This is a genomic window from Pseudomonas sp. PsB, assembly GCF_043658375.1.
In the GTDB taxonomy this organism is placed as follows: Bacteria; Pseudomonadota; Gammaproteobacteria; order Pseudomonadales; family Pseudomonadaceae; genus Aquipseudomonas; species Aquipseudomonas putida_Z.
Genome location: NZ_JBIGLU010000007.1, coordinates 175299 through 196413, shown reverse-complemented (window position 1 = coordinate 196413; position 21115 = coordinate 175299). Strand labels below are relative to the sequence as shown.

The window sequence follows — 21115 nt, the reverse complement described above, 5'->3', positions numbered from 1 at the left end:
TGTGTCGCGATGGGCCGCACAGCGGCCCCAGGGCCTCACCCGCGAAGGTGCTGCTTCAACACATCGACCAATCGCTCGATCTCCGCCTCGGTATTCAACAGCCCAGGCGCCGTCCGCACCACCGGCCCGACATCCCGCGAAACCGCATCGACCACGATGCGCTGGCTGTTGAGATACCGGGCCACCTCATCAGCATCCTGCCCCGCGACCCGGAAGAAGGTGAACCCCGCCGAATACTGCGTGCTGCGCGGTGTCACCAGCTCGACCCCCGGCAGCGCCTCAAGCCGCTGCCTGATATAGCCATTAAGCCCATGAATCCGCGCCTGCACCGCCGCCTTGCCCAATTGCAGGTGCAGCTCGAACGCCTTGCCCAATGCCCAGCGGTGCTCGAATGCGTGGTAACCCCCGGGTGTCATCACCGTGGCAAAGTCCTCGTTCTCGGAAAACGTGGCAATGCTCGGGTTCAGCTGCTTCAGTTCGGTGGACGCCGCGCAGATGATCCCGGTACCCCGCGGCCCGAACATCCACTTGTGCGTGCCGGCGATGAAGTAGTCGCAGTTGAGATCGGCAAAGCGCATGTCTTCGACGCCGAAGCCATGCACACCGTCGATCACGTAGATGATCTGGTCCTGCTCGTCACGCTGGCGATTGACCTCGCGCACCAGCGCGCCGATCTCGCCCACGGGCAGTTTCACGCCACTGCCCGAGTGCACCCAGGTCATGCCCAGTACCCGTGTTTTCGGCCCGATGGCCGCCGCGATGGTGGCCAGTACCTGGTCGCTGTTGACCTTGGCGGGGTCGTCGAACAGGCGCAACCGGTGCACCGGTGTGCCATCGCGCTTGTTGCGAAAGCCCATGGTATGGCGGGCGGCCGAATGCTCGTGCACGGTGGTGAGAATTTCCTGCCCCGGGGCAATCTTCAGCCCGCCATAGATCAGCCCCAGGCCTTCGGTGGTGCTGCCGGTCAGGGCGATTTGCCGGGGCGTCACTTCGAGGTAGCGGGCTGCCCATTCACGCACGGCGGCTTCGTGCTTCCATTCCGACTGGCTGTCCCAGTCGACCATGCGGGCCGGGTGGCGGTCGAAGCGGGCACGCAGCGCCTCGATGGCTTCGCGCACGGGCCGTGGGTGCGAGGTGATCAGGAAGTTGGCAAAGTGCGCGTAGGCCGGGTCCAGCTCGAACAGGTTGCGAAACCCGGCCCAGTCGCTGGCGGTGGCAGGCTGCGCAGACGCCGCTTGGGCGGCAGGCAGCAGTGGGCCTGTGAGGGGCAGGGCGGCCGCAAGCAGGCCGGCCTGTTTGAGAAAGGTGCGACGATCGTTCATCAAATGGCTCGCAAGGGTCAGGGGGATGAGGTGGCGACAGGTTGCGCGGCGCGCTGCACCTGCTCCCACACCCGCAGGAAGTTGCCGCCCCAGAGCTTGGCGATATCCGCTTCGGAGTAGCCGCGGCTGATCAGTTCGGCGGTGACGTTGCGTGCTTCACTGGCGTTCTGCCAACCGTCGATGCCGCCGCCTTCGTTGAAGTCCGAACTCAGGCCGACATGGTCGATGCCCACCTTGCGCACGGTGTAGTCGATGGCGTCGCCATAGTCCTTGAGCGTGGCTGGCGGTTCCTCCTCGAGAATGCCGTACAGCGCGTTGGCGTACTGGCCGACCTTCTGCTCGGGCCAGCCGGCGATCACCGGGTCACCTGGCATCAGTGCGTAGTCGAGGTTGGCCAGTGGCGGCAGGTCGTAGCGGGCGCGCAGGGCGTTGAGTTTGTCCTGGGTCTTGCTGCTCAAGGGCTTGAGGTAGGTGGAGAAGGCCACCAGCTGGACCACGCCGCCGCTGTCCTTGATCAGCTGCAGCTCCTTGTCGGAGAGGTTGCGCTTGATGTCGACCATCGCCCGCGGCGCCGAGTGCGAGGCCACCACCGGCGCGCGGCTGAGGGCAACGGCCTGGGCCAGCGCCTTGCTGGACATTTGCGACACATCGATGATCACGCCCAGGTCGTTCAGCCGCTGCACGGCGCGCTTGCCGACCGGCGACAGGCCGTCCAGGGCATCGGCGGTGTCATTGAAGAACGGCAGCGGGCGCGAAGAGTCGGCCCAACTGTTGTTGCCCACGTAGCTGAAGCCGAACATGCGCACGCCGCGCGCGGCCCAGCGGTCGAGCTGGTCGACGTCATCGCCCAGCGCATAGGCGTTGAGCATGCTGAGGAACACCGCGAACTTGCCTTCGCCGTGCAGGCGCCGCATGTCTTGCGGGGTATAGGCAATACCCACCTGCTGCGGGAAGTCGCGGACCATGGCGGTGATGGCGTTGTAGCGCACCTCCTGGGTGTGGCGGGCGGCTTCGACGAAGCCTGGGGTAGGGCGGTGCGGGCCACCGTCACCGGTCCAGGACTCTGGCCAGGCGAAGATGGTCAGGGCCGCGCCAGACAAACGCCCGCGTGCGGCCTTGGCCAGGTCGAAGCGGCCATTGCCATCCTTGTCGGCCTCGCTGCCTTCAGTGCCGAAGGTCAGCGGCAGGGTGACATGGCTGTCGAACGAGATGATGCGTTCCTGCAGGTCGTTGGCCTGGCGGGTCACCTCCCTGGAATAGCCGGCGGGTGTGGCGAAGTAATGCCAGGCGGCAAACCCGGCGCCAGCGGCAACCGCCGCGGCCAGGCTGATAAACAGGGCTTTCTTCCAGCGTGGAGTCGTCATCTTGGTCTCAGTAGGTTCACCGTCGAGGGATGGGCACAGAGGCCGCCGCTACCTGCAGTGAACGAGCTCGCACCCGAGAAATTTAGCCGCTATCAGGTCGCTGGCGCAGGGCCCTGTAGGAGCGGCCTTGTGTCGCGATAGGGGTGCGCAGCGCCCCCAGGATCTTCGCACCTCTGCAAAATTGCCGGGGCCGCCTTGCGGCCCTTTCGCGACACAAGGCCGCTCCTACATTGACCGAGTTGCCCTCAGGGGCGGGGGTGGCAAGCCGCTAAATTTCGCCTGCCGTGCAACGTTCTAGCCTTGGACGGGCCGTGCTCCATGGCCGCAATGAATGCACAGGTATGCAATGACGATTTCCCGACGCGGTTTCATCGCCGGTGTGGCATTGACGGGTGTGGTGGTGCCCGGTGCGCTGGGGGCGCTGTATGTGCAGCGCCAGCGTGCCGCCGAGGAATTCCCGGAAACCCCTGGCGAGGCCGTCGTCGAGTTGGCCGATACCCGCCTGCAGCAGTTGGGCGATACCCTGCGCGGCATCTGGCGCTGGACCCTGCAGGGCAAGGATGCGGGCCTGGACGGCCTGCCCACGGGTGAACTGGAGCTGTTCCTGGATGTGGCAACCAGCGGGCGCGCCCTGCGCGGCTACCTGGATACCCCCGAGCGCCTGCGAGGGCAGGAGGAACCGCGCTACCGCGTGGTAGGCGACCTGTTGGCGGACAAGCCGGGTACCCTGCGCTGGCGCCTGTTTTCGGCCCAGGCCCGCTATGAATGCCATATCGTGCTCGACGAGGTCTGGGGCCGGTTCGGCAACGCCGGGCCGGCCACCCTCAACGGGCGCATTGCACGGCTGGACCGCGCGCTGACATTGCCCGTGGAGGACAACCAGTTCCTGGCCTTGAAGCGCACCTTCCCCGAGGCGCGCGAGCGTATCCCGCTGAACCCGCAACTGCTGGCCTGGCTGACCGCCCCGGAGCATCGCCTGTTCCACCAGCTGTGGCACTCGTCACGGGACAAATGGCACAAACTGGGCAAGGACAAGCAGGGCGCCCTGCGTGGCCTGGGCTGGCAGCCCGGGCCACGTGATCGCGAGCGTGACGCGCGCGGCCGGCACAAGGACCGCAACGGCTCGGGCGAAGACTTTTTCTTCATGCACCGGCACATGCTTGGCAGGGCGCGTGCCTTGCAGGACTTGCCGTCATGGACGCGCTTCCCGCTGCCGCAGCCGGAACTGGAGCGCGACCGGGCCGGATTCGCCCGCTACTTCGACAACCATGACGGCAATGCCCTGCCGCCCACCTGGCTGACCAGCGGTGATGCGGAATACACCCAGTGGGTGCGCGACATCAAGACGCCGGATACCTTCCATGGCAACTTCCTGGTCTGGGAGTCACGCTACACCGACCCGGAGTACCTGAGCACCTTGACCCTGGGCCAGTTCGGTTCGGAAGTGGAGCTGGGCCTGCACGACTGGCTGCACATGCGCTGGGCATCGGTGCCGCGCGACCCCTCCAACGGCATGCCGGTGCCGACGGCGCGCACGCCGGATGATTTTGCCGAACGCTGGTTCGCCGAACAGAACGATTTTCTCGGTGACCCGTTTTCATCCCATGTGAACCCGGTGTTCTGGCACTTTCATGGCTGGATCGACGACCGCATCGAGGACTGGTTCCACGCTCACGAGCGGCTGCACCCGGGCGAGGTACGGCGCCTGGAAGTCAATGGCGTGCCATGGTTTGCGCCAGGGCGCTGGGTGGAGGTGGCCGACCCGTGGCTGGGGCCGGATACCCATGGCTGCTCGACGGTGCCGGGTTTGCGGCCCGGGCGCAGTGTAGAGATGGACCCGGAGACCATGAAGCTGGCGTTGCGCATCATCTACAGCGATGAAGACCTGCTCGACAAACTGCGGCCCAAGGTACCGCAGCGGCCGTGGTATGCGCGCAACCTGAAGGTGGCGCAGCGCTCGCGTTGATTGGGGGCGCTCTGCGCCCCTTTCGCGACACAAGGCCGCTCCCACATGACGGCGCATGGCTTGAACCTGTGGGAGCGGCCTTGCGTCGCGATGGGCTGCGCAGCAGCCCCGGAAGGCAACGCGATTTACTGCCCGACCTGCCACCCACCCCCCAATGCCTTGTACAACGCCACGCTACCCTGCAACCGGGCCAGGCGCAGTTGTGCCTGCTGGTCCTGCGCCACATACAAGGTGCGCTGGGTCTCCAGCACGCTCAACAGCGTCTCCGCTCCCGCGCCATAACGCTGCTGCGCCAGGTCGAACGCCAGCCGCGCCTGCTCCACCTCTTCATCCTGCCACTGCCGCTGGCGGTCCACGCCCTGGATCGCATTGAGCGCTTTCTCGACATCGGCAAAAGCGGCCAGGATGCTGCTTCGGTAGGTCTCCAGCAACTCCATCTGTTCAGCCTCGGCCAGTTCACGCGCGGCACGCAGCCGGCCGTTGTTGAAGATGGGCGCGACCAGGCCGCTGGTGAGGGTGTAGTAGGAGCTGTCGAACAAATGGGCAAAGGTATTGGCGCCAGCCCCCAGGCTGGCCCCGAGGGTGAGCTTGGGCAGCATGGCGGCGCGGGCGACCTGCACGTTGGCGCTGGCGGCGGCCAGCCGTGCTTCTGCCGCGGCAATGTCCGGGCGGCGGGTGAGCAGCTCGCTGGGCACACCGCTGCCAATGGCGGGCCATTGCAGGGTGTTGATCGCGTCCTGGCTGGTGGGTAGCGACTGCACCGGGTCGCCGAGCAGGGTAGCCAAGGTGACCCGGCTGTCTTGCCACTTCTGTTCCAGTAACGGCAGCTGGCGTTGCTGCGCGGCCACCAGGCTGCGCTGCTGGGCCAGTTCCAGGCGCGTGGCGGACCCGCTGCGCTGGCGTGCCTCGACCAGGCCCAGCACGTCCTGGGCATTGCGCAGGTTGAGGCGGGCAATGCGCAACTGTTCCTGCAAAGTCAGGCCCTGCAGGTAACTGTCGGCCACCGCGCTGACCAGGGTCAGCGCCACGGTCTGGCGGTCGAAGCGGCTGGCATCCAGGCTGCGCAGGGCGCTGTCACGGGTCGCCCGCAGGCCGCCCCAGAAGTCGATTTCGTAGCTGGCGCTGAGCTGCATGTCGAACGAGGTGCTGGTGGGCTCGCTGCGGCTGACATCCAGCTGGTCATAGCCGTCACCGTGCAGCAGGCGTTGGCGGCTGCCGTCCAGGCCCAGCTTCAACTCCGGCAACAGCGGCGCGCCGGCAATGACCGCGCGGGCCTGGGCCTGGCGTACCCGCGCCGTGGCGGCAGCCAGGTCATGGGCATTGTGCAGGGCGTGCTGTACCAGGCGGTCGAGCTCGCTGCTGGCGAAGGCTTGCCACCACTGTGTCGTTGGCAGTTGTACCGAGGGTGATGCGGCCTCGCCTTGCCAGGCGGATGGCGCGGCGATGCCGCTGGCGGGTGTTGGCGGCGTGCTGCAGGCGGCGAGGCATACGCATAAGGTCAACAGGCTGATGCGGCTAGGCAGAGTCATGGGTTATTCGCTGGTAAGGGCTTTGACCGGGTCGAGGCGGGCGGCCTTGCGCGCTGGCATGAAGCCGAACACGATGCCGGTGACGACGGCGCAGGCGAAGGCGCCGAGCATGGCGGGCAGGGCAAAGGCCACCGCCACTTCGGCCAGCATCAGGCCGCCACCGATGGCCAGGGCCAGGACGATGCCGGCCAGGCCGCCGACCATCGACAGCATTACCGCCTCGCTGAGGAATTGCCGCAGGATGTCGCGCTGGCGCGCACCAGTGGCCATGCGGATGCCGATTTCACGGGTGCGCTCGCGCACCGTCATCAACATGATGTTCATCACGCCGATGCCGCCCACCAGCAGCGAGATCGCGGCGATCGCCCCCAGCATCAGCGACAGGCTGTTCTGCGTGCGCGCCTCGGCCTGGATCAGCGCCGCGTCATTGGTCAGCTCGAAGTCCTGGCGGCCGTTGTGGCGCTGGCGCAGCAGCTTGTCGATGGCCGCTTCGGCCTCGTTGACCCGCGTGGAGTCCAGGGCGGCAACGGCGATGTAGTCTGGGTCGCGCTGGCCGAACAGGCGGATGGCTGCGGCGGAGTAGGGCACCACGATGCGCCCGTCGCTGTCCTGGTCGCCAGAGCTGGCGCCCTTGCCGGCCAGGATGCCGACCACCTGGAACGGCACATTGCCGATCAGCAGGTACTGCCCCAGCGGGTCGCGCCCAGGGTCGAGCATCTTTTCCCGCACTTTCTGGCCGATCACCGCCACCGCGGCAGCGTTGGCTTCATCGGCCTCGGTGTAGAAGCTGCCTTGCACCGCCGGCCAGTTGAAAATCTCGGGGAACCCGGTGTTGTTGCCACCCACATAGAACCGCTGGCTGTTGTTGCCGTGGCGCACCATCATCTTTTCGCCAATCACCGGCATCACGTGCTTGACCTGCGGCAGTTGGCCGATGGCAGCGACATCGTCGAGGGTGATGGTGCCGGCCTGCTCGCCCAGGCTCGCCGGCTTGCCGTTCAGGTAGAGGATGTTCGAGCCGAAGGCTGCCATCTGCGCCATGACCTGGCGCTTGCTGCCTTCGCCCACTGCCAGCATCACCACCACCGAGGCCACGCCGATGACGATGCCCAGCAGGGTCAGGGCGGTGCGGAAGCGGTTGACCCACATCACCCGCCAAGCCGCCTGCAGGGCTTCGAGCAATTCGCCTTTCCACGCCCCGTGCAAGGTCGCGCCACGGTCCAGGCGCTGGCGCAGCTGGTCGGCCTGCAGCCCGCGGCCGTTGTCGACCGTGGGCTTTTCGGCGGCCGAATCGCTGATGATCAGGCCGTCGCGAATTTCGATCACGCGCTGCGCCCGCGCCGCGACGTTGCGGTCATGGGTGATCAGGATGATCACGTGGCCCTGGCTGGCCAGCTCGTCGAGCAACGCCATCACTTCGGTACCGCTGTGGCTGTCGAGGGCGCCGGTGGGTTCGTCGGCGAGGATGATATGGCCGCCATTCATCAACGCCCGGGCAATCGACACCCGTTGTTGCTGGCCGCCAGACAACTGGTGCGGGCGGTTGCCGGTGCGGCTGGCCAGGCCCAGGCGGCCGAGCAGGGCGCTGGCACGGGCGTGGCGTTCGCTGGCGGCAAGGCCGGCATAGATGGCCGGCATTTCGACGTTTTCCTGGGCCGAGCCCGAGGGGATCAGGTGGTAGCCCTGGAACACGAAGCCGAACGCCTCGCGGCGCAGCCAGGCCAGTTCGTCGCTGCCCAGTTCGGCCACATCCTTGCCGGCGAAGCGGTAGCTGCCGGAAGTGGGGCGGTCGAGGCAGCCGAGGATATTCATCAAGGTCGACTTGCCGGAGCCGGAGGCGCCGACGATGGCGACGAACTCGCCGGGATGGATGCGCAGGCTGATGCCATGGAGGATATCGACCTTGGGCGTTTCGACGCCGCCGTAGGATTTACGGATGTCGACCAGCTCGATCAGGGGTGTGCTCATTCAACCTCCGCTGACGCCAGGGGCGCCGATCACCAGGCGTTCGCCTTCGTTGAGGCCGTCCAGCACCTGCACGCGCAGGCGGTCGCTGAGGCCGGTGCGTACCTGGCGCTGTTCCACCTTGCCGTCGCGGGTCAGCACATGCGCCAGGCGCAGGCCATCGCCGTCGTCCAGCGCGGCCAGTGGCACGGTCAGCACCTGGCTGGCTTTGCCTGCGACAAAGAACACCTGCGTGGTCATCTCGGCCATCAGTGCGCCGTCCGGGTTGTCGACATCCAGCAGCACGCTGTACTGCACCACCTGGCTGCCGGCACTGCCATTGCTGACGCTGGCCGGGCTGCCGCCACCCTGACTGGCCTGCTCCAGGGGCTTGGGCGGGATCGGCAGCACTTGCCGCACGGTGCTGGTCCAGCGGCGCTTGCCGCCGGCCAGGGTGGTGAAGTAGGCGGTCATGCCCGGGGTGACCTTGCCGATGTCGGCCTCCGACACCTGGGCCCACACGGTCATCGGCGAGAGCTTGGCGATGCGCAGGATCAACGGGGTTTGCTGTTGGGCATTGAGGGTTTGCCCCTCACGGGCATCCACCGCCACTACCGTGCCGTCCATCGGCGCGTAGATGCGCGTGTAGCCCAGCTCGGCCTCGTCGCTGCGCAGGCTGGCCTGGGCCTGGCGGATCTGCGCCTGGAACATGTCGATGCGCGCCTGGGTGACCTTCAGCTGTGCGGCGGCCGTTTGCACGTCCTCGTCGCGGGTGGCACCGGCGGCGGCCAGGTCCCGTTGGCGTTTGAGCTGCTGCCGGGCCAGTTGGAACTGTGCGCGTTGTTCTGCCAGCTGGGCCTTGAGGTTGTCGATCGAGTAGCGGCCGGCATCCAGCCGGGCCTGCTGGGTCGAAGGGTCGATCTCGACCAGCAGCTGGCCTTTGCGCACCGTGTCGCCGACCTCCACATGCAGGGTGTGGATCTGCCCCGACGCCTGGGCACCGACGTCCACGTAGCGCCTTGGTTGCAGGGTGCCCAGTGCGGTGACGCTGCTTTCGATGTCGGCGCGGGTCACGGCAACCGTGCTGAGCGGCTGTGCGCCGTAGGGCAGGGCCTTCCAGGCCAGCAGGCAGCCCAGGCCGAGCAGGCCCAGGCTGCTGAGCAGGAGCCGGCGACGGGTGTTGGTTAAAGGTCTCATGCAGACATCCAGCCGAGGGGGTGCCAGATAGACGAAAGCGGCAGAAGGGGATTTAGCGCAGTGAGTTTGGCGCGGTCTGTGTAGGAGCGGCCTTGTGTCGCGAAAGGGGTGCGAAGCGCCCCCAGGATCTTCGCATCACTGCAGATTGCCGGGGCCGCTTTGCGGCCCTTTCGCGACACAAGGCCGCTCCCACAGACGGGCGCATACACTTGGGGTGGTGGCGGTGTTGCTCCATGCACCTTGTTGCTGAGAATAATTATAATTTGTAAGATCGCACGCTGACATCACTCGGTCCCGCGTTGCTGCCTGAAAGGGCTTTCTGGCATAGGCTGGCAGGACGATCTCAGGTAACGTCGTGGAACATTACTATCGCGAACTGGTGGGCTTCCTTTCCGCGCGCCTGGGCAATCGTCAGGCCGCCGAAGACGTGGCGCACGATGCCTACCTGCGGGTGCTGGAACGCACCGACGCCGAGCGCATCGAGCACCCGCGTGCCTTCCTTTACCGCACCGCGCTCAACCTGGTGGTCGACCGCCACCGGCGGCATCAGGTACGCCAGGCCGAGCCGCTGGAGGTGCTGGACAGCGACGAGCGCTGGCATACCCCGGCGCCGACCCACGACATGCAGCTCGACCAGCGCCTGGCAATGATGCAGCGCGCGCTGGATGAGCTGAGCAAGGTCTGCCGCGACTGCTTCCTGCTGCGCAAGCTCGAAGGCCTGTCACACCAGCAGATTGCCGAGCACCTGGGTATTTCCCGCAGCCTGGTGGAGAAGCACATCGTCAATGCCATGAAGCACTGCCGGGTGCGCATGCGCGAGTGGGAATCCTGATCGCCGGGTTGAATGCAGATGAAAATTCCGTCAGTCGATCACTTGATTTCCACGGTTTTCCAGACTTCTATCAAATAAGACCCCTGCCAGGCGTAGCCTTGGCAGCAGCCGTTACTGGCGCAGTATGGTCATGGAGCCTACCCATTACCCAACTGCCCAGGTCCCGCCATGGCCAACAAGACCCTGCGCATCCTCATCGCCGACGCACACCCCTGCCAGCGCCTGCAACTGGAGCGGCTGCTCAACGGCCTGGGCTACTACCGGATAGCGCCAGTGGACAGCTTCGAGGAGCTGCAGCGCCTGGTGCTGAGTGCCTTGCAGCCTTTCCACCTGCTGTTGGGCAATATCGAGCTGGCCAGCCATGTCGGGGTCGACCTGGCGCGCTTCTGTCGCGTCAGCACGCAGATCCAGCACGCCCTTCTTTATCACTCTACCCAGTTGCAAGTGCCCTTGGTGCCGCAGACCGAGCGCCAGGCCGTCAGCCTGAGCCTGCCCCAGGTGCCCGACAACGAGGCACTGGAGGCGTTCATGGCGATCATCGATACGCCGCTGCTGGTCGGCAAGCTGCCGCTGCCGGGCGCCATGCCGGCTGCCACGGTGCGGCCACGGCCGAAGGCCAATTTCGTCAACACCATGTTCAACCGCTAAAGCCGCAGCGGGCAGGGCAAGGGGGCAGCTATTTGCTATCCTCTTGCCCTTTGCCGATTTGCGGACCCTGCCATGACTGCCATCGATACCGCTCGCCCGCCCCGGTTCAGCCGCGGCGACCACCGGACCCTGGGACTGGCGGCGTTGGGCGGCGCGCTGGAAATCTACGATTTCATCATCTTCGTATTCTTTGCGCTGACCCTCAGCCAGCTGTTCTTCCCGCCCGAGATGCCCGAATGGCTGCGCCTGCTGCAAAGCTTCGGAATCTTCGTCACCGGCTACCTGGCGCGGCCGCTGGGCGGCATCCTGATGGCGCACTTCGCCGACCACCTGGGGCGCAAGCGGGTCTTCAGCCTGAGCATCCTGATGATGGCCCTGCCGTGCCTGTTGATCGGGGTGATGCCGACCTACGCCGACATCGGCTATGCCGCGCCGCTGATCCTGCTGGCACTGCGTATCCTGCAGGGCGCGGCGGTGGGTGGCGAGGTGCCGAGCGCTTGGACTTTCGTCGCCGAGCACGCGCCAGCCGGGCGGCGCGGTTATGCCTTGGGCTTCCTGCAGGCCGGCCTGACCTTTGGCTATCTGCTGGGGGCACTGACCGCGACCTTGCTGGCGCAAGTGTTCACCCAGCAGGAAATCCTCGACTACGCCTGGCGCTACCCGTTCCTGCTCGGCGGGGTATTCGGCGTGATCGGCGTGTGGCTGCGTCGTTGGCTCAGCGAAACACCGGTGTTCCTTGCCCTGCGCGCGCGCCAGGAGCAGCCGGTGAGCTTCCCGCTGCGGCGGGTGCTGGGCGAACACCGTCGGGCGTTGATCCCGGCGGCGCTGCTGACCTGCGTGCTGACTTCCGCCGTGGTGGTGCTGGTGGTGATTACTCCGACAGTGATGCAGCAGCGCTTCGGCATGAGTGCCGGGCACACCTTTGCCCTTAGCAGCGTGGGCATCGTCTTCCTCAACATCGGCTGCGTGCTGGCCGGGCTGCTGGTCGACCGTGCAGGCGCCTGGCGCGCACTGATGTTCTACAGCCTGTTGCTGCCGGTGGGCATCGGCGCGTTGTATGCCAGCCTGGTGGGGCAGTGGGGCATGACCTGGCTTGCCTATGCGCTGGCTGGCCTGTCCTGCGGCGTGGTGGGCGTGGTGCCGTCAGTGATGGTCGGGTTGTTCCCGGCCGAGATCCGCGTGTCGGGCATCTCCTTTACCTATAACGTGGCCTACGCGCTTTGGGCCAGCACCACGCCGCTGGCGCTGATTGCGCTGATGCCGTGGAGCCCGTGGGTGTGTGTCGGCTTTTGTCTGGTCATGGGCACGGTGGGTTTGCTGACGGCCTTGTATTTCGGGCGTCGGGAGCCATTGGCGTTTGTGGCAGAGCCGATGCCGATCATGTGCGGTGACAAATGAGCCGGTAACGGCCGTAGGGCATTGAGGCAGACTTCCGGGCGGGGGTTATTGGAATAACCTATTAGCCAAATTTAACCTGGAAGGTTAATTTCTCATGGAAAAGAGAACGCCTCATTGCCCGCTGGAGCGGGTAAAAGCCCTGGCTGCGGCAAGGCGCATCAGCCCTACGGGCGCTGCATTGAGAGGCGCCAAGGCGCTGGGAATGGATTTTCCGTGCATGCTTGAGGTGATCACCAGCTTGAAGCGCACTGATTTCTACAAGAGCATGACCAGCCATATCGATCATCGGGTTTGGCAGGACGTGTATCGCCCGCTTACAGCAATTGGGTACGTTTATCTGAAAGTGTCCGTGGTAGACGACGTGCTCATCGTGTCTTTCAAGGAGTTGTAATCATGAGATGTCCAATATGCGGCGGCTCGGAGCTTGCACCTGACATTCAGGGCATGCCCTATAGCTACAAAGGAGAGATGACCGTCATCCCTGACGTAAGTGGCGATTACTGTTCTGCATGTGGGGAATGTGTGCTGAGCCATGATGAAGCCATGCGTGTCAGTCACCTGATGACGGCATTCGAGCGCCAAGTCAACGCAACCGTTGTGGATCCTTCCTTTATTGCCTCCATACGCAGGAAGTTCGACCTCGACCAGCGTGAAGCGGGGGAAATTTTCGGTGGTGGGGTCAATGCGTTCTCCCGTTATGAAAACGGCAAGACCACGCCGCCAGTGGCGCTGGTGAAACTGCTCAAGCTGCTGGACCGACACCCTGAACTGTTCGAGGAAGTCAGGACTGCATAATACGATTGCCTTGCCCTGTCTCGTTTCCGGAATGACGCGGACTTTGTAGGAGCGGCCTTGTGTCGCGATGGGCTGCGCAGCAGCCCCGACGGTTTGCGCTGGAGCATAGGTCGTGGGGCTGCTGCGCAGCCCATAGCGACACGAGGTCGCTCCTACACGGGCCAGTACAGCCAGAACAGGTAAAACAAAAAGCCCCCGGCTCGTGAGAACCGGGGGCTTTTCGTTAGCGCAGGGGCCTTACATGTTCGGGTAGTTCGGCCCGCCTGCGCCTTCAGGGGTGACCCAGGTGATGTTCTGGGCCGGGTCCTTGATGTCGCAGGTCTTGCAGTGCACGCAGTTCTGCGCGTTGATCTGGAAGCGCTTGCTGCCGTCTTCCTGAGTGACCACTTCGTACACGCCTGCGGGGCAGTAGCGCTGAGCCGGCTCGTCGTACAGCGGCAGGTTGCTGGCGATCGGCACGTTCGGGTCGGTCAGCTTCAGGTGGCAGGGTTGTTCCTCTTCGTGGTTGGTGCTGGAGAGGAATACCGAGCTGAGCTTGTCGAAGCTGAGCTTGCCGTCCGGTTTCGGGTAGTCGATCTTCTGCGACTCGGCCGCCAGCTTCAGGCAGGCGTAGTCCGGCTTGGTGTCGTGCAGGGTGAACGGCAGCTTGCCGCCGAACCAGTTCTGGTCCACATAGTTGAACGCAGCGCCCAGCAGCGGGCCGAACTTGTGCATGGCCGGGCCGAAGTTGCGGCTGGCGAACAGCTCCTCGTACAGCCAGCTGGCCTTGAAGGCGCTGACGTAACCGTTCAACTGGTCACCGCCTTCGCTGCCGGCGATCAGTGCGTCAGCCACCGCTTCGGCGGCGAGCATGCCGGACTTCATCGCGGTGTGGCTGCCCTTGATCTTGGCGAAGTTCAGGGTGCCCAGGTCGCAGCCGATCAGCGCGCCGCCGTTGAAGACCATCTTCGGCAGCGAGTTGAAGCCGCCCTTGCAGATGGCACGGGCACCGTAGCTGATGCGCTTGCCGCCTTCGAGATATTGCGCCATCACCGGGTGGTGCTTGAGGCGCTGGAATTCGTCGAACGGCGACAGGTACGGGTTGGCGTAGGACAGGTCGACGATCAGGCCGACCACCACCTGGTTGTTTTCCAGGTGATAGAGGAACGAACCACCGGTGTTGTCCTTGGCCATCACGTCCAGCGGCCAGCCGGCGGTGTGCACCACCAGGCCTTGCTCGTGCTTGGCCGGGTCGATTTCCCAGATTTCCTTCAGGCCGATGCCGTAGTGCTGCACATCGGCTTCGCTATCCAGGTTGAAGCGCTTGATCAGCTGCTTGCCGATGTGGCCACGGCAGCCTTCGGCGAACAGGGTGTACTTGCCACGCAGCTCCATGCCAGGGGTGTACATGCCGTCTTTCGGGTTGCCTTCGCGGTCGACGCCCATGTCGCCGGTGACAATGCCGCGCACCACGCCGTTTTCATCGAACAGCGCTTCCTGGGCGGCGAAGCCCGGGTAGACTTCCACGCCCAGGTTCTCGGCCTGCTGGGCCAGCCAGCGGCACAGGTTGCCCAGCGAGATGATGTAGTTGCCCTGGTTGTGCATGGTCTTGGGCACGAACAGGTCAGGCACCTTGGTCGAACTGCCGGCATCCTTGAGCACGTAGATGTCGTCACGCTTCACTTCGGTGTTCAGCGGCGCGCCGAGCTCTTTCCAGTCTGGGAACAGCTCGTTCAGGGCACGGGGTTCGAACACCGCGCCGGAGAGGATGTGGGCGCCGACTTCAGAGCCTTTTTCCACCACGCAGACGCTGATTTCGCTACCGGCTTCGGCGGCCTTCTGCTTCAGGCGGCAGGCGGCGGACAGGCCCGCCGGGCCGGCGCCGACGATGACCACGTCGAATTCCATGTATTCGCGTTCCACTGGTTCTCTCCTACTCATCAAGGCTCGTGCTGTTGCTTTGTCTTATGGGTGCGCGGGGCATTCGCAGCGGTTCTACGCAACGGCGGAACTGTAGCTGGGCAAATGACGGACTACACCGTTTTGTCTTGGCCGCGCATTATATCTACACCACTTGGCGGGTCCAATACAAACGTTTGTTTGAATTTGCCGCAGGCCAGTAAAATCACAGGAACGCGGCTGGAGGGTGACCGATTTGCCGTATTGACCGGATTGGGTGTTACGGTCAAGATACGAGCGGTTTTACGTTCGCCGTAGGCTTGCAGCCGGGCGCAGGTACACCTCTAAAGACCAGGTGTGGAGCAGGGTTTTGCGGCCTTGGGCCGGTTTGTAGTGGAGTTTACACGCCACGACAGAAAATGACCCGTGAGTATTTGTCGCAAGAGTCCGGACAAGACTGTTCGGTCACTGTGAAGTTACCGCCTCCCGGTACGTTTTTAGAGGTGCCCTTGTACCCACGCGCATCGCAGGGCTCTGCCCCTGGCGACTATCTATTCACCGGAGAGTAACGAGGAATCCATGAAGGTTCTTGTAGCTGTCAAACGAGTGGTCGACTACAACGTCAAGGTTCGCGTCAAGGCGGACAACTCCGGCGTCGACCTTGCTAACGTCAAGATGTCCATGAACCCCTTCTGCGAAATCGCCGTGGAAGAAGCCGTACGCCTGAAGGAAAAGGGCGTCGCGTCCGAGATCGTCGTCGTTTCCGTCGGCCCGACCACTGCCCAGGAGCAACTGCGTACCGCCCTGGCCCTGGGTGCCGACCGTGCCATCCTGGTCGAAGCCGCTGACGAACTGAATTCCCTGGCTGTGGCCAAGGCGCTGAAAGCCGTTGTCGACAAAGAGCAGCCTCAGCTGGTCATCCTCGGCAAGCAGGCCATCGACAGCGACAACAACCAGACCGGCCAGATGCTGGCTGCGCTGACCGGCTTCGCCCAGGGCACCTTCGCCTCCAAGGTGGAAGTGGCTGGCGACAAGCTGAACGTCACCCGTGAAATCGACGGCGGCCTGCAGACCGTTGCACTGAACCTGCCGGCCATCGTCACCACCGACCTGCGCCTGAACGAGCCACGCTACGCGTCGCTGCCGAACATCATGAAGGCCAAGAAGAAGCCGCTGGAGACCGTTACTCCAGACGCGCTGGGCGTTTCCCTCGCCTCCACCAACAAGACCCTGAAGGTTGAAGCCCCGGCTGCCCGCAGCGCTGGCATCAAGGTCAAATCGGTGGCCGAACTGGTCGAGAAGCTGAAGAACGAAGCGAAGGTAATCTAAATGACTATCCTGGTTGTCGCTGAATACGAAAACGGTGCCGTAGCCCCGGCCACCCTGAACACTGTTGCCGCTGCCGCCAAGATCGGTGGTGATGTGCACGTGCTGGTCGCAGGCCAGAACGTGGGCGGCGTTGCCGAGTCCGCAGCCAAGATCGCTGGCGTTGCCAAGGTGCTGGTTGCCGATAACGCTGCCTACGCCCACGCCCTGCCAGAAAACGTTGCGCCGCTGATCGTCGAGCTGGCCCAGGGCTACAGCCACGTGCTGGCCCCGGCCACCACCAACGGCAAGAACATCCTGCCGCGCGTTGCCGCGCTGCTGGACGTGGACCAGATCTCCGAGATCATCTCGGTCGAGTCCGCCGACACCTTCAAGCGCCCGATCTATGCCGGTAACGCCATTGCCACCGTGCAATCGAGCGCTGCCATCAAGGTCATCACCGTGCGTACCACCGGCTTCGACGCCGTGGCCGCCGAAGGTGGTTCGGCTGCCATCGAAGCCGTTGGCGCTGCGCACAACGCCGGCATCTCGGCCTTCGTTGGTGAAGAGCTGGCCAAGTCCGACCGCCCAGAGCTGACCGCTGCCAAGATCGTCGTTTCCGGCGGCCGTGGCATGGGCAACGGTGACAACTTCAAGCACCTGTACAGCCTGGCCGACAAGCTCGGCGCTGCCGTCGGTGCCTCGCGCGCCGCGGTCGACGCCGGCTTCGTGCCGAACGACATGCAGGTCGGCCAGACCGGCAAGATCGTTGCGCCACAGCTGTACATCGCCGTCGGTATCTCCGGCGCGATCCAGCACCTGGCCGGCATGAAGGACTCCAAGGTGATCGTGGCGATCAACAAGGACGAAGAAGCGCCGATCTTCCAGGTAGCCGACTACGGCCTGGTCGCTGACCTGTTCGAAGCGGTTCCGGAGCTGGAAAAGCTGGTCTGATCCGCTTGCTTCACTTATAAAGAACCCGGCCCTCGTACAGGGGGCCGGGTTTTTTTGTGGTCAGTTCCGACCCAATCGCCGGCAAGCCAGCTCCCACAGGTACAGCGCAGTTCTCAAGGGCGTTGCTGTAACGGTGGGAGCTGGCTTGCCGAAAGCAATACAAGGAGTGAGCAATGGTGCTGCGTAAAGCAGGCAGGGTGCTGGCTTGCATGGCGGTGCTGGTTTCGCCGCTGGCCATGGCGGCAGGCAAGTGCGAACGCCTGGTGGCAACCGGCAGCCCTGATGCGCCGCCCTATTCGTGGCAGGACCCGAACGACCCGAAACACCTGATCGGCGCCAACGTCGATCTGCTGCGCCAGGTGGCTGGCGAGCTGGGCGTGAAGGTGGAGGTGCTGAGCGCCGGTCGTCGTGACCAGGCGCTGGAAGAAGTACGTAGCGGGCGCATGGACCTGCTGCTCGACACCCCCATGCAGGTGGAGCAACTGACCGCGCTGGACTACATCCATCCACCCCTGCAGCTCAACGAATACCTGGTGTGGACGCGCCACGACGCCACACTGGCCTTCGAGGGCCCGGCTGACCTGGCCCAGTACCAAGGCAGTTTGTCCGAGCGTGCGCGGCTGACCCCGGCCTTTACCGCTTTCGCCAAGGCCCAGCTGAAACTGGTGCCGGCACAGAACCTGACCCAGGCGTTCCAGAAGCTGGTGCTCGGCCAGGTGGATTATGTGCTCGCTGGCCGCTATTCGGGCATGGCCATGGCCCAGAGCCTGGGCATGAGCAATGACCTGATCGCCCGCGGCCTGCCGGTGGATCGGCCGGGCCTGTACCTGGCCCTGTCGCACAATTCGGCCTGCAATGACAGCTGGTTGCGTGGGCAATTGGCGAAAAAACTGACAGAATTGCCGATCTCCGGAGCATCCGAGGCCGTGCTGCAACGTAATGTCGAGCGCTGGAAAGCGCAGCTGCAGGTGCCGTCGGACGCCCCCAAACACTAGGAAGATTGCGTGAGAACCCAACCACTAATCCTTGCCCTGGCCGTGCTCGGCCTGGCTGGCTGCGCCAACGATCCGGCCCCTAACGAGCAGATGCGCATTTCTGAACAGGCACTGGAGCAGGCCAGGGCCGTCGGTGCCACCGAGCAGGTCGATGCGCTCAAGCTGGCTGAAGACAAGCTGGCCCGGGCCAAGGCCAACATGCTCACCGAAGACTACCGCGATGCGCGCATGCGTGCCGAACAGGCCGAACTGGATGCGCGCCTGGCCGAGGCCCAGGTATTGAACCAGAAGAGCGAAGAGCAGCTGCAACTGCTGCAGTCGCGGGTTCAGCGCCTGCGCAAGCAGTTGGAGGTGCAGCCATGATCCGTCGTGTGCCATTGGCCGCGCTGGCAGTGCTGGCGCTGGCGGCCGGTTTGCAAGGTTGCGCCAGCCAGCGCAGCAGCGCAGCGCTGGATGATGCCACTGCAGCTTTCCAGAAGGTCAAGGATGATTCCAATGTGTTGCGCAGCGCGCCGCGTGACGTGATTCGCGCAGGCGAGTCGCTGGCCCGTGCCGAGCGCCTGTCCAGCTACATCGGCACCGGTGCCGACGTGCGCCATTACGCCTACCTGAGCCAGCGCTACAGCGAAATTGCCAGCGAGCATGCCAAGCTGGCGCTGAACCAGGAACGCCAGGCCAAGCTCGACCTGGAGCGCCAGCGCCTGCAGCTGGCCCTGCGCGAGGCCAAGCTGGCCAGTGTTCAGCAGCAGGGCAAGTGGGTCGAGTCGCAGATCGCCGCGCTGGCCTCGGAGCAGGCCGACCGAGGTCTGGTGATGACCCTGGGGGACGTGCTGTTCGACACCGGCCGGGCCGACCTGAAGAATTCGGCCAGCCGTACCGTGCTCAAGCTGGTGCAGTTCCTCCAGCTCAACCCGCGCCGGGTGGTGCGGATCGAGGGCTATACCGACAGCACCGGCCCGGCGGAGGACAACCTGAAGCTGTCGCGTGATCGGGCGCAGGCCGTGGCCGACATGCTGGTAGACCTGGGCATCGACGAGAAGCGCCTGCAGGTCGAGGGCTATGGCGACCAGTACCCGATCGAGGCCAATGCCTCGGAGCGGGGCAGGGCGCAGAACCGTCGGGTGGAGATCGTGTTCTCCGATGACAAGGGCAAGCTGGCGCCAGCACGCTGACTGCTTGGCGGCGCGGGGGATGGCACCGGCTTTGCCGGTGTTCGCGGCTAAAGCCGCTCCCACAGGTACAGTGTTAACTTCAAGGTATGCACAGTACCTGTAGGAGCGGCCTTGTGTCGCGAAAGGGGCGCAAAGCGCCCCCGGCTTTTCGTCGGCATACCCAGGCTTGATCGTTTCCATGGCTGTCACGCAACTGTATTGTTGACTATCCTGCGATCTGTCCCAGTACACTTTGCAACTGTTACGGTATCCTCTACCGTCAGTGAGCGACACAAGAACAACGAGCCCGTCCGCGCGTCGAGAGCCAGCCATGACCAACCTGCTGTTGTACCAGCGTATCGCCCAGCAACTGGCCGATGACATCCGTCGTGGTGTCTACCAGCCAGGCGAGCGGGTACCCTCCGTGCGCAAGATGAGCGCCCAGCTCAATGTCAGCCATGCCACGGTGCTGCAGGCCTATGCCAATCTCGAAGACCAGGGGCTGATCCGTGCGCGGCCGCAGTCCGGCTACTACGTGCACCAGACCCCGGCCCTGACCGCGCAGACCCCGGACATCGCCCGGGTCGAGCGCCCCGGCCTGGTCACCCGCGCCAGTATCATCCAGCAGGTACTGACCGAGGCGCGCCGTGATGGCGTGTTCCCGTTCGGCGCCGCTGTGCCGCACGTCGACTACCTGCCGGTCCGTGCCTTGCACCAGCAGATTGCCAAGGTCACACGCTTCCACAGCCCGCGTGCCTTCAGCTACATGTTCAGCCCCGGTTTCGAGCCGCTGCGCCGGCAGATCGCCATTCGCATGCGTGATGCCGGTGTGCTGGTCGACCCGCGTGAAGTGATCGTGACCCATGGCTGTGTCGATGCGCTGCAGATGTCGCTGCGCGTGCTGACCCGCCCCGGCGACCTGATCGCCGCCGAATCGCCCACCTATTACGGGCTGCTGCAACTGGCCGACCTGCTGGGCCTGAAGGTGATCGAGATCCCCAGCGACCCGTCCACTGGTATCAGCCTCGAAGCGCTGCAGCTGGCGGCCAACCAGCGGTCGATCAAGGCCCTGGTTCTGACTGCGCGCCTCAGCAACCCGCTGGGTGGCACTGTCCCGGAAGAGCGGCAGAAGCAGTTGCTGCGCCTGGCGTCGGACTTCGATATCCAGATCGTCGAGGATGACATCTATGGCGAGCTGATGTTCGAGCAGGGCAAGACCAAGGCGCTCAAGGCATTCGACCGGCTGGACCGGGTGATCTATTGCTCGAGTTTTTCCAAGACCCTGTCCCCCGGCGTGCGCGTTGGCTGGATGATCGCCGGGCGCTATCAGGACGAGATCCAGCGCCTGCAAACCTTCACCACCCACTCGGCCTGCAGCGTGACGCAGATGGGTGTGGCGGCCTACCTGGAAAATGGCGGCTACGACCGGCACCTGCGTTACATCCGCCAGGAGTACCGCAAGAACCTCAGTGCCTACCAGCTGGCGGTGCAGCAGCACTTCCCCGAGGGTACCCAGATGACCCGGCCGACGGGCGGTTTCATCCTGTGGGTGAGCCTGCCGGGGCGGGTCAATACCCAGGAGCTGCATGTGCGCGCGCTGGAGCAGGGCATCAGTATTGCGCCGGGGCTGATCTTCAGCAACACCGAGCAGTTCAACCACTGTATCCGGCTTAATTGCGGTATACCCTGGAACAAGGAAGCCGAGCGCGCGGTGATCACGCTCGGTTTGCTGGCCCAGCAATTGTGCCGGGAGCCAGCAGCGGCACTTTTGTAGGCTTGCCACGCGCCCGTGGAACAGGGAGCATACGCACTTTTCCTGCCAGTCTGTCTATTTGCC

18 protein-coding genes are annotated in these 21115 nt (G+C 64.5%); 12 read left to right on the top strand and 6 right to left on the bottom strand.

Going from position 1 to position 21115, the window contains the following annotated elements; all coding sequences use genetic code 11:
• Positions 1–35: 35 nt before the first annotated feature.
• Together ACGLHT_RS12385 and pvdM are read right to left on the bottom strand one after the other, a co-directional pair.
• Entirely contained in the window at positions 36–1322 is a 1287-nt protein-coding gene (locus tag ACGLHT_RS12385; RefSeq protein ID WP_137164472.1) for an aminotransferase class V-fold PLP-dependent enzyme, read from the bottom strand.
• Positions 1323–1339: 17 nt separating this feature from the next.
• Entirely contained in the window at positions 1340–2686 is a 1347-nt protein-coding gene (gene pvdM, locus ACGLHT_RS12380; protein ID WP_137164471.1) for a pyoverdine-tailoring dipeptidase-like protein PvdM, read from the bottom strand.
• A gap of 346 nt (positions 2687–3032) precedes the next feature.
• Here pvdM and ACGLHT_RS12375 point away from each other — a divergent pair, with 346 nt between their 5' ends.
• Positions 3033–4652, top strand: coding sequence for a PvdJ/PvdD/PvdP-like protein (locus ACGLHT_RS12375; protein WP_274120802.1), 1620 nt, complete (start codon positions 3033–3035; stop codon positions 4650–4652).
• Between the two features lie 125 nt (positions 4653–4777).
• Here ACGLHT_RS12375 and ACGLHT_RS12370 read toward each other — a convergent pair whose 3' ends face one another.
• The 3 genes from ACGLHT_RS12370 to ACGLHT_RS12360 are packed head-to-tail and all read right to left on the bottom strand — an operon-like array spanning position 4778 to position 9322.
• Positions 4778–6181 carry an efflux transporter outer membrane subunit gene (locus tag ACGLHT_RS12370; RefSeq protein WP_274120803.1) on the bottom strand — a complete coding sequence of 468 codons (1404 nt, stop codon included), beginning with the start codon at positions 6179–6181 and terminating at the stop codon, positions 4778–4780.
• A gap of 3 nt (positions 6182–6184) precedes the next feature.
• Positions 6185–8149: a MacB family efflux pump subunit gene (locus tag ACGLHT_RS12365; RefSeq protein ID WP_274120804.1), complete on the bottom strand. Its 1965-nt coding sequence runs from the start codon at positions 8147–8149 to the stop codon at positions 6185–6187.
• Positions 8150–9322, bottom strand: coding sequence for an efflux RND transporter periplasmic adaptor subunit (locus ACGLHT_RS12360; RefSeq protein WP_137164467.1), 1173 nt, complete (start codon positions 9320–9322; stop codon positions 8150–8152).
• Positions 9323–9677: 355 nt separating this feature from the next.
• Here ACGLHT_RS12360 and ACGLHT_RS12355 point away from each other — a divergent pair, with 355 nt between their 5' ends.
• The 5 genes from ACGLHT_RS12355 to ACGLHT_RS12335 all read left to right on the top strand — a co-directional run bounded on the left by ACGLHT_RS12355 (position 9678) and on the right by ACGLHT_RS12335 (position 12995).
• Positions 9678–10154 (top strand): sigma-70 family RNA polymerase sigma factor, encoded by a 477-nt coding sequence (locus tag ACGLHT_RS12355; RefSeq protein ID WP_075045852.1) that lies wholly within the window; start codon positions 9678–9680, stop codon positions 10152–10154.
• 168 nt (positions 10155–10322) lie between these two features.
• Entirely contained in the window at positions 10323–10802 is a 480-nt protein-coding gene (locus ACGLHT_RS12350; protein WP_075045851.1) for a histidine kinase, read from the top strand.
• Between the two features lie 72 nt (positions 10803–10874).
• Positions 10875–12200 (top strand): MFS transporter, encoded by a 1326-nt coding sequence (locus ACGLHT_RS12345; protein ID WP_274078365.1) that lies wholly within the window; start codon positions 10875–10877, stop codon positions 12198–12200.
• A gap of 94 nt (positions 12201–12294) precedes the next feature.
• Positions 12295–12591 (top strand): type II toxin-antitoxin system MqsR family toxin, encoded by a 297-nt coding sequence (locus ACGLHT_RS12340; protein WP_137164465.1) that lies wholly within the window; start codon positions 12295–12297, stop codon positions 12589–12591.
• 2 nt (positions 12592–12593) lie between these two features.
• On the top strand, positions 12594–12995 hold the full coding sequence (locus ACGLHT_RS12335) for a type II TA system antitoxin MqsA family protein (RefSeq protein WP_137164464.1): 402 nt from the start codon (positions 12594–12596) through the stop codon (positions 12993–12995).
• Positions 12996–13232: 237 nt separating this feature from the next.
• Here the strand turns inward: ACGLHT_RS12335 and ACGLHT_RS12330 are convergent, their stop codons facing one another.
• On the bottom strand, positions 13233–14915 hold the full coding sequence (locus ACGLHT_RS12330; RefSeq protein WP_075045849.1) for an electron transfer flavoprotein-ubiquinone oxidoreductase: 1683 nt from the start codon (positions 14913–14915) through the stop codon (positions 13233–13235).
• A 537-nt stretch (positions 14916–15452) separates the two neighbouring features.
• On the opposite strand from ACGLHT_RS12330, the gene ACGLHT_RS12325 reads away from it, so the two are divergent.
• The 6 genes from ACGLHT_RS12325 (at position 15453) to ACGLHT_RS12300 (ending at position 21052) form a co-directional block, all read left to right on the top strand.
• Positions 15453–16202 (top strand): electron transfer flavoprotein subunit beta/FixA family protein, encoded by a 750-nt coding sequence (locus tag ACGLHT_RS12325; protein ID WP_025339979.1) that lies wholly within the window; start codon positions 15453–15455, stop codon positions 16200–16202.
• On the top strand, positions 16203–17132 hold the full coding sequence (locus ACGLHT_RS12320; RefSeq protein WP_025339978.1) for an electron transfer flavoprotein subunit alpha/FixB family protein: 930 nt from the start codon (positions 16203–16205) through the stop codon (positions 17130–17132).
• Between the two features lie 173 nt (positions 17133–17305).
• Positions 17306–18127: an ABC transporter substrate-binding protein gene (locus ACGLHT_RS12315; RefSeq protein WP_075045848.1), complete on the top strand. Its 822-nt coding sequence runs from the start codon at positions 17306–17308 to the stop codon at positions 18125–18127.
• A gap of 9 nt (positions 18128–18136) precedes the next feature.
• Positions 18137–18490: a DUF4398 domain-containing protein gene (locus ACGLHT_RS12310; protein ID WP_023661849.1), complete on the top strand. Its 354-nt coding sequence runs from the start codon at positions 18137–18139 to the stop codon at positions 18488–18490.
• Positions 18487–19299: an OmpA family protein gene (locus ACGLHT_RS12305; protein WP_085614447.1), complete on the top strand. Its 813-nt coding sequence runs from the start codon at positions 18487–18489 to the stop codon at positions 19297–19299. Before ACGLHT_RS12310 ends, ACGLHT_RS12305 begins: the two co-directional genes overlap by 4 nt.
• Positions 19300–19609: 310 nt before the next feature.
• Positions 19610–21052 (top strand): PLP-dependent aminotransferase family protein, encoded by a 1443-nt coding sequence (locus ACGLHT_RS12300; RefSeq protein ID WP_274120806.1) that lies wholly within the window; start codon positions 19610–19612, stop codon positions 21050–21052.
• Positions 21053–21115 lie beyond the last annotated feature (63 nt).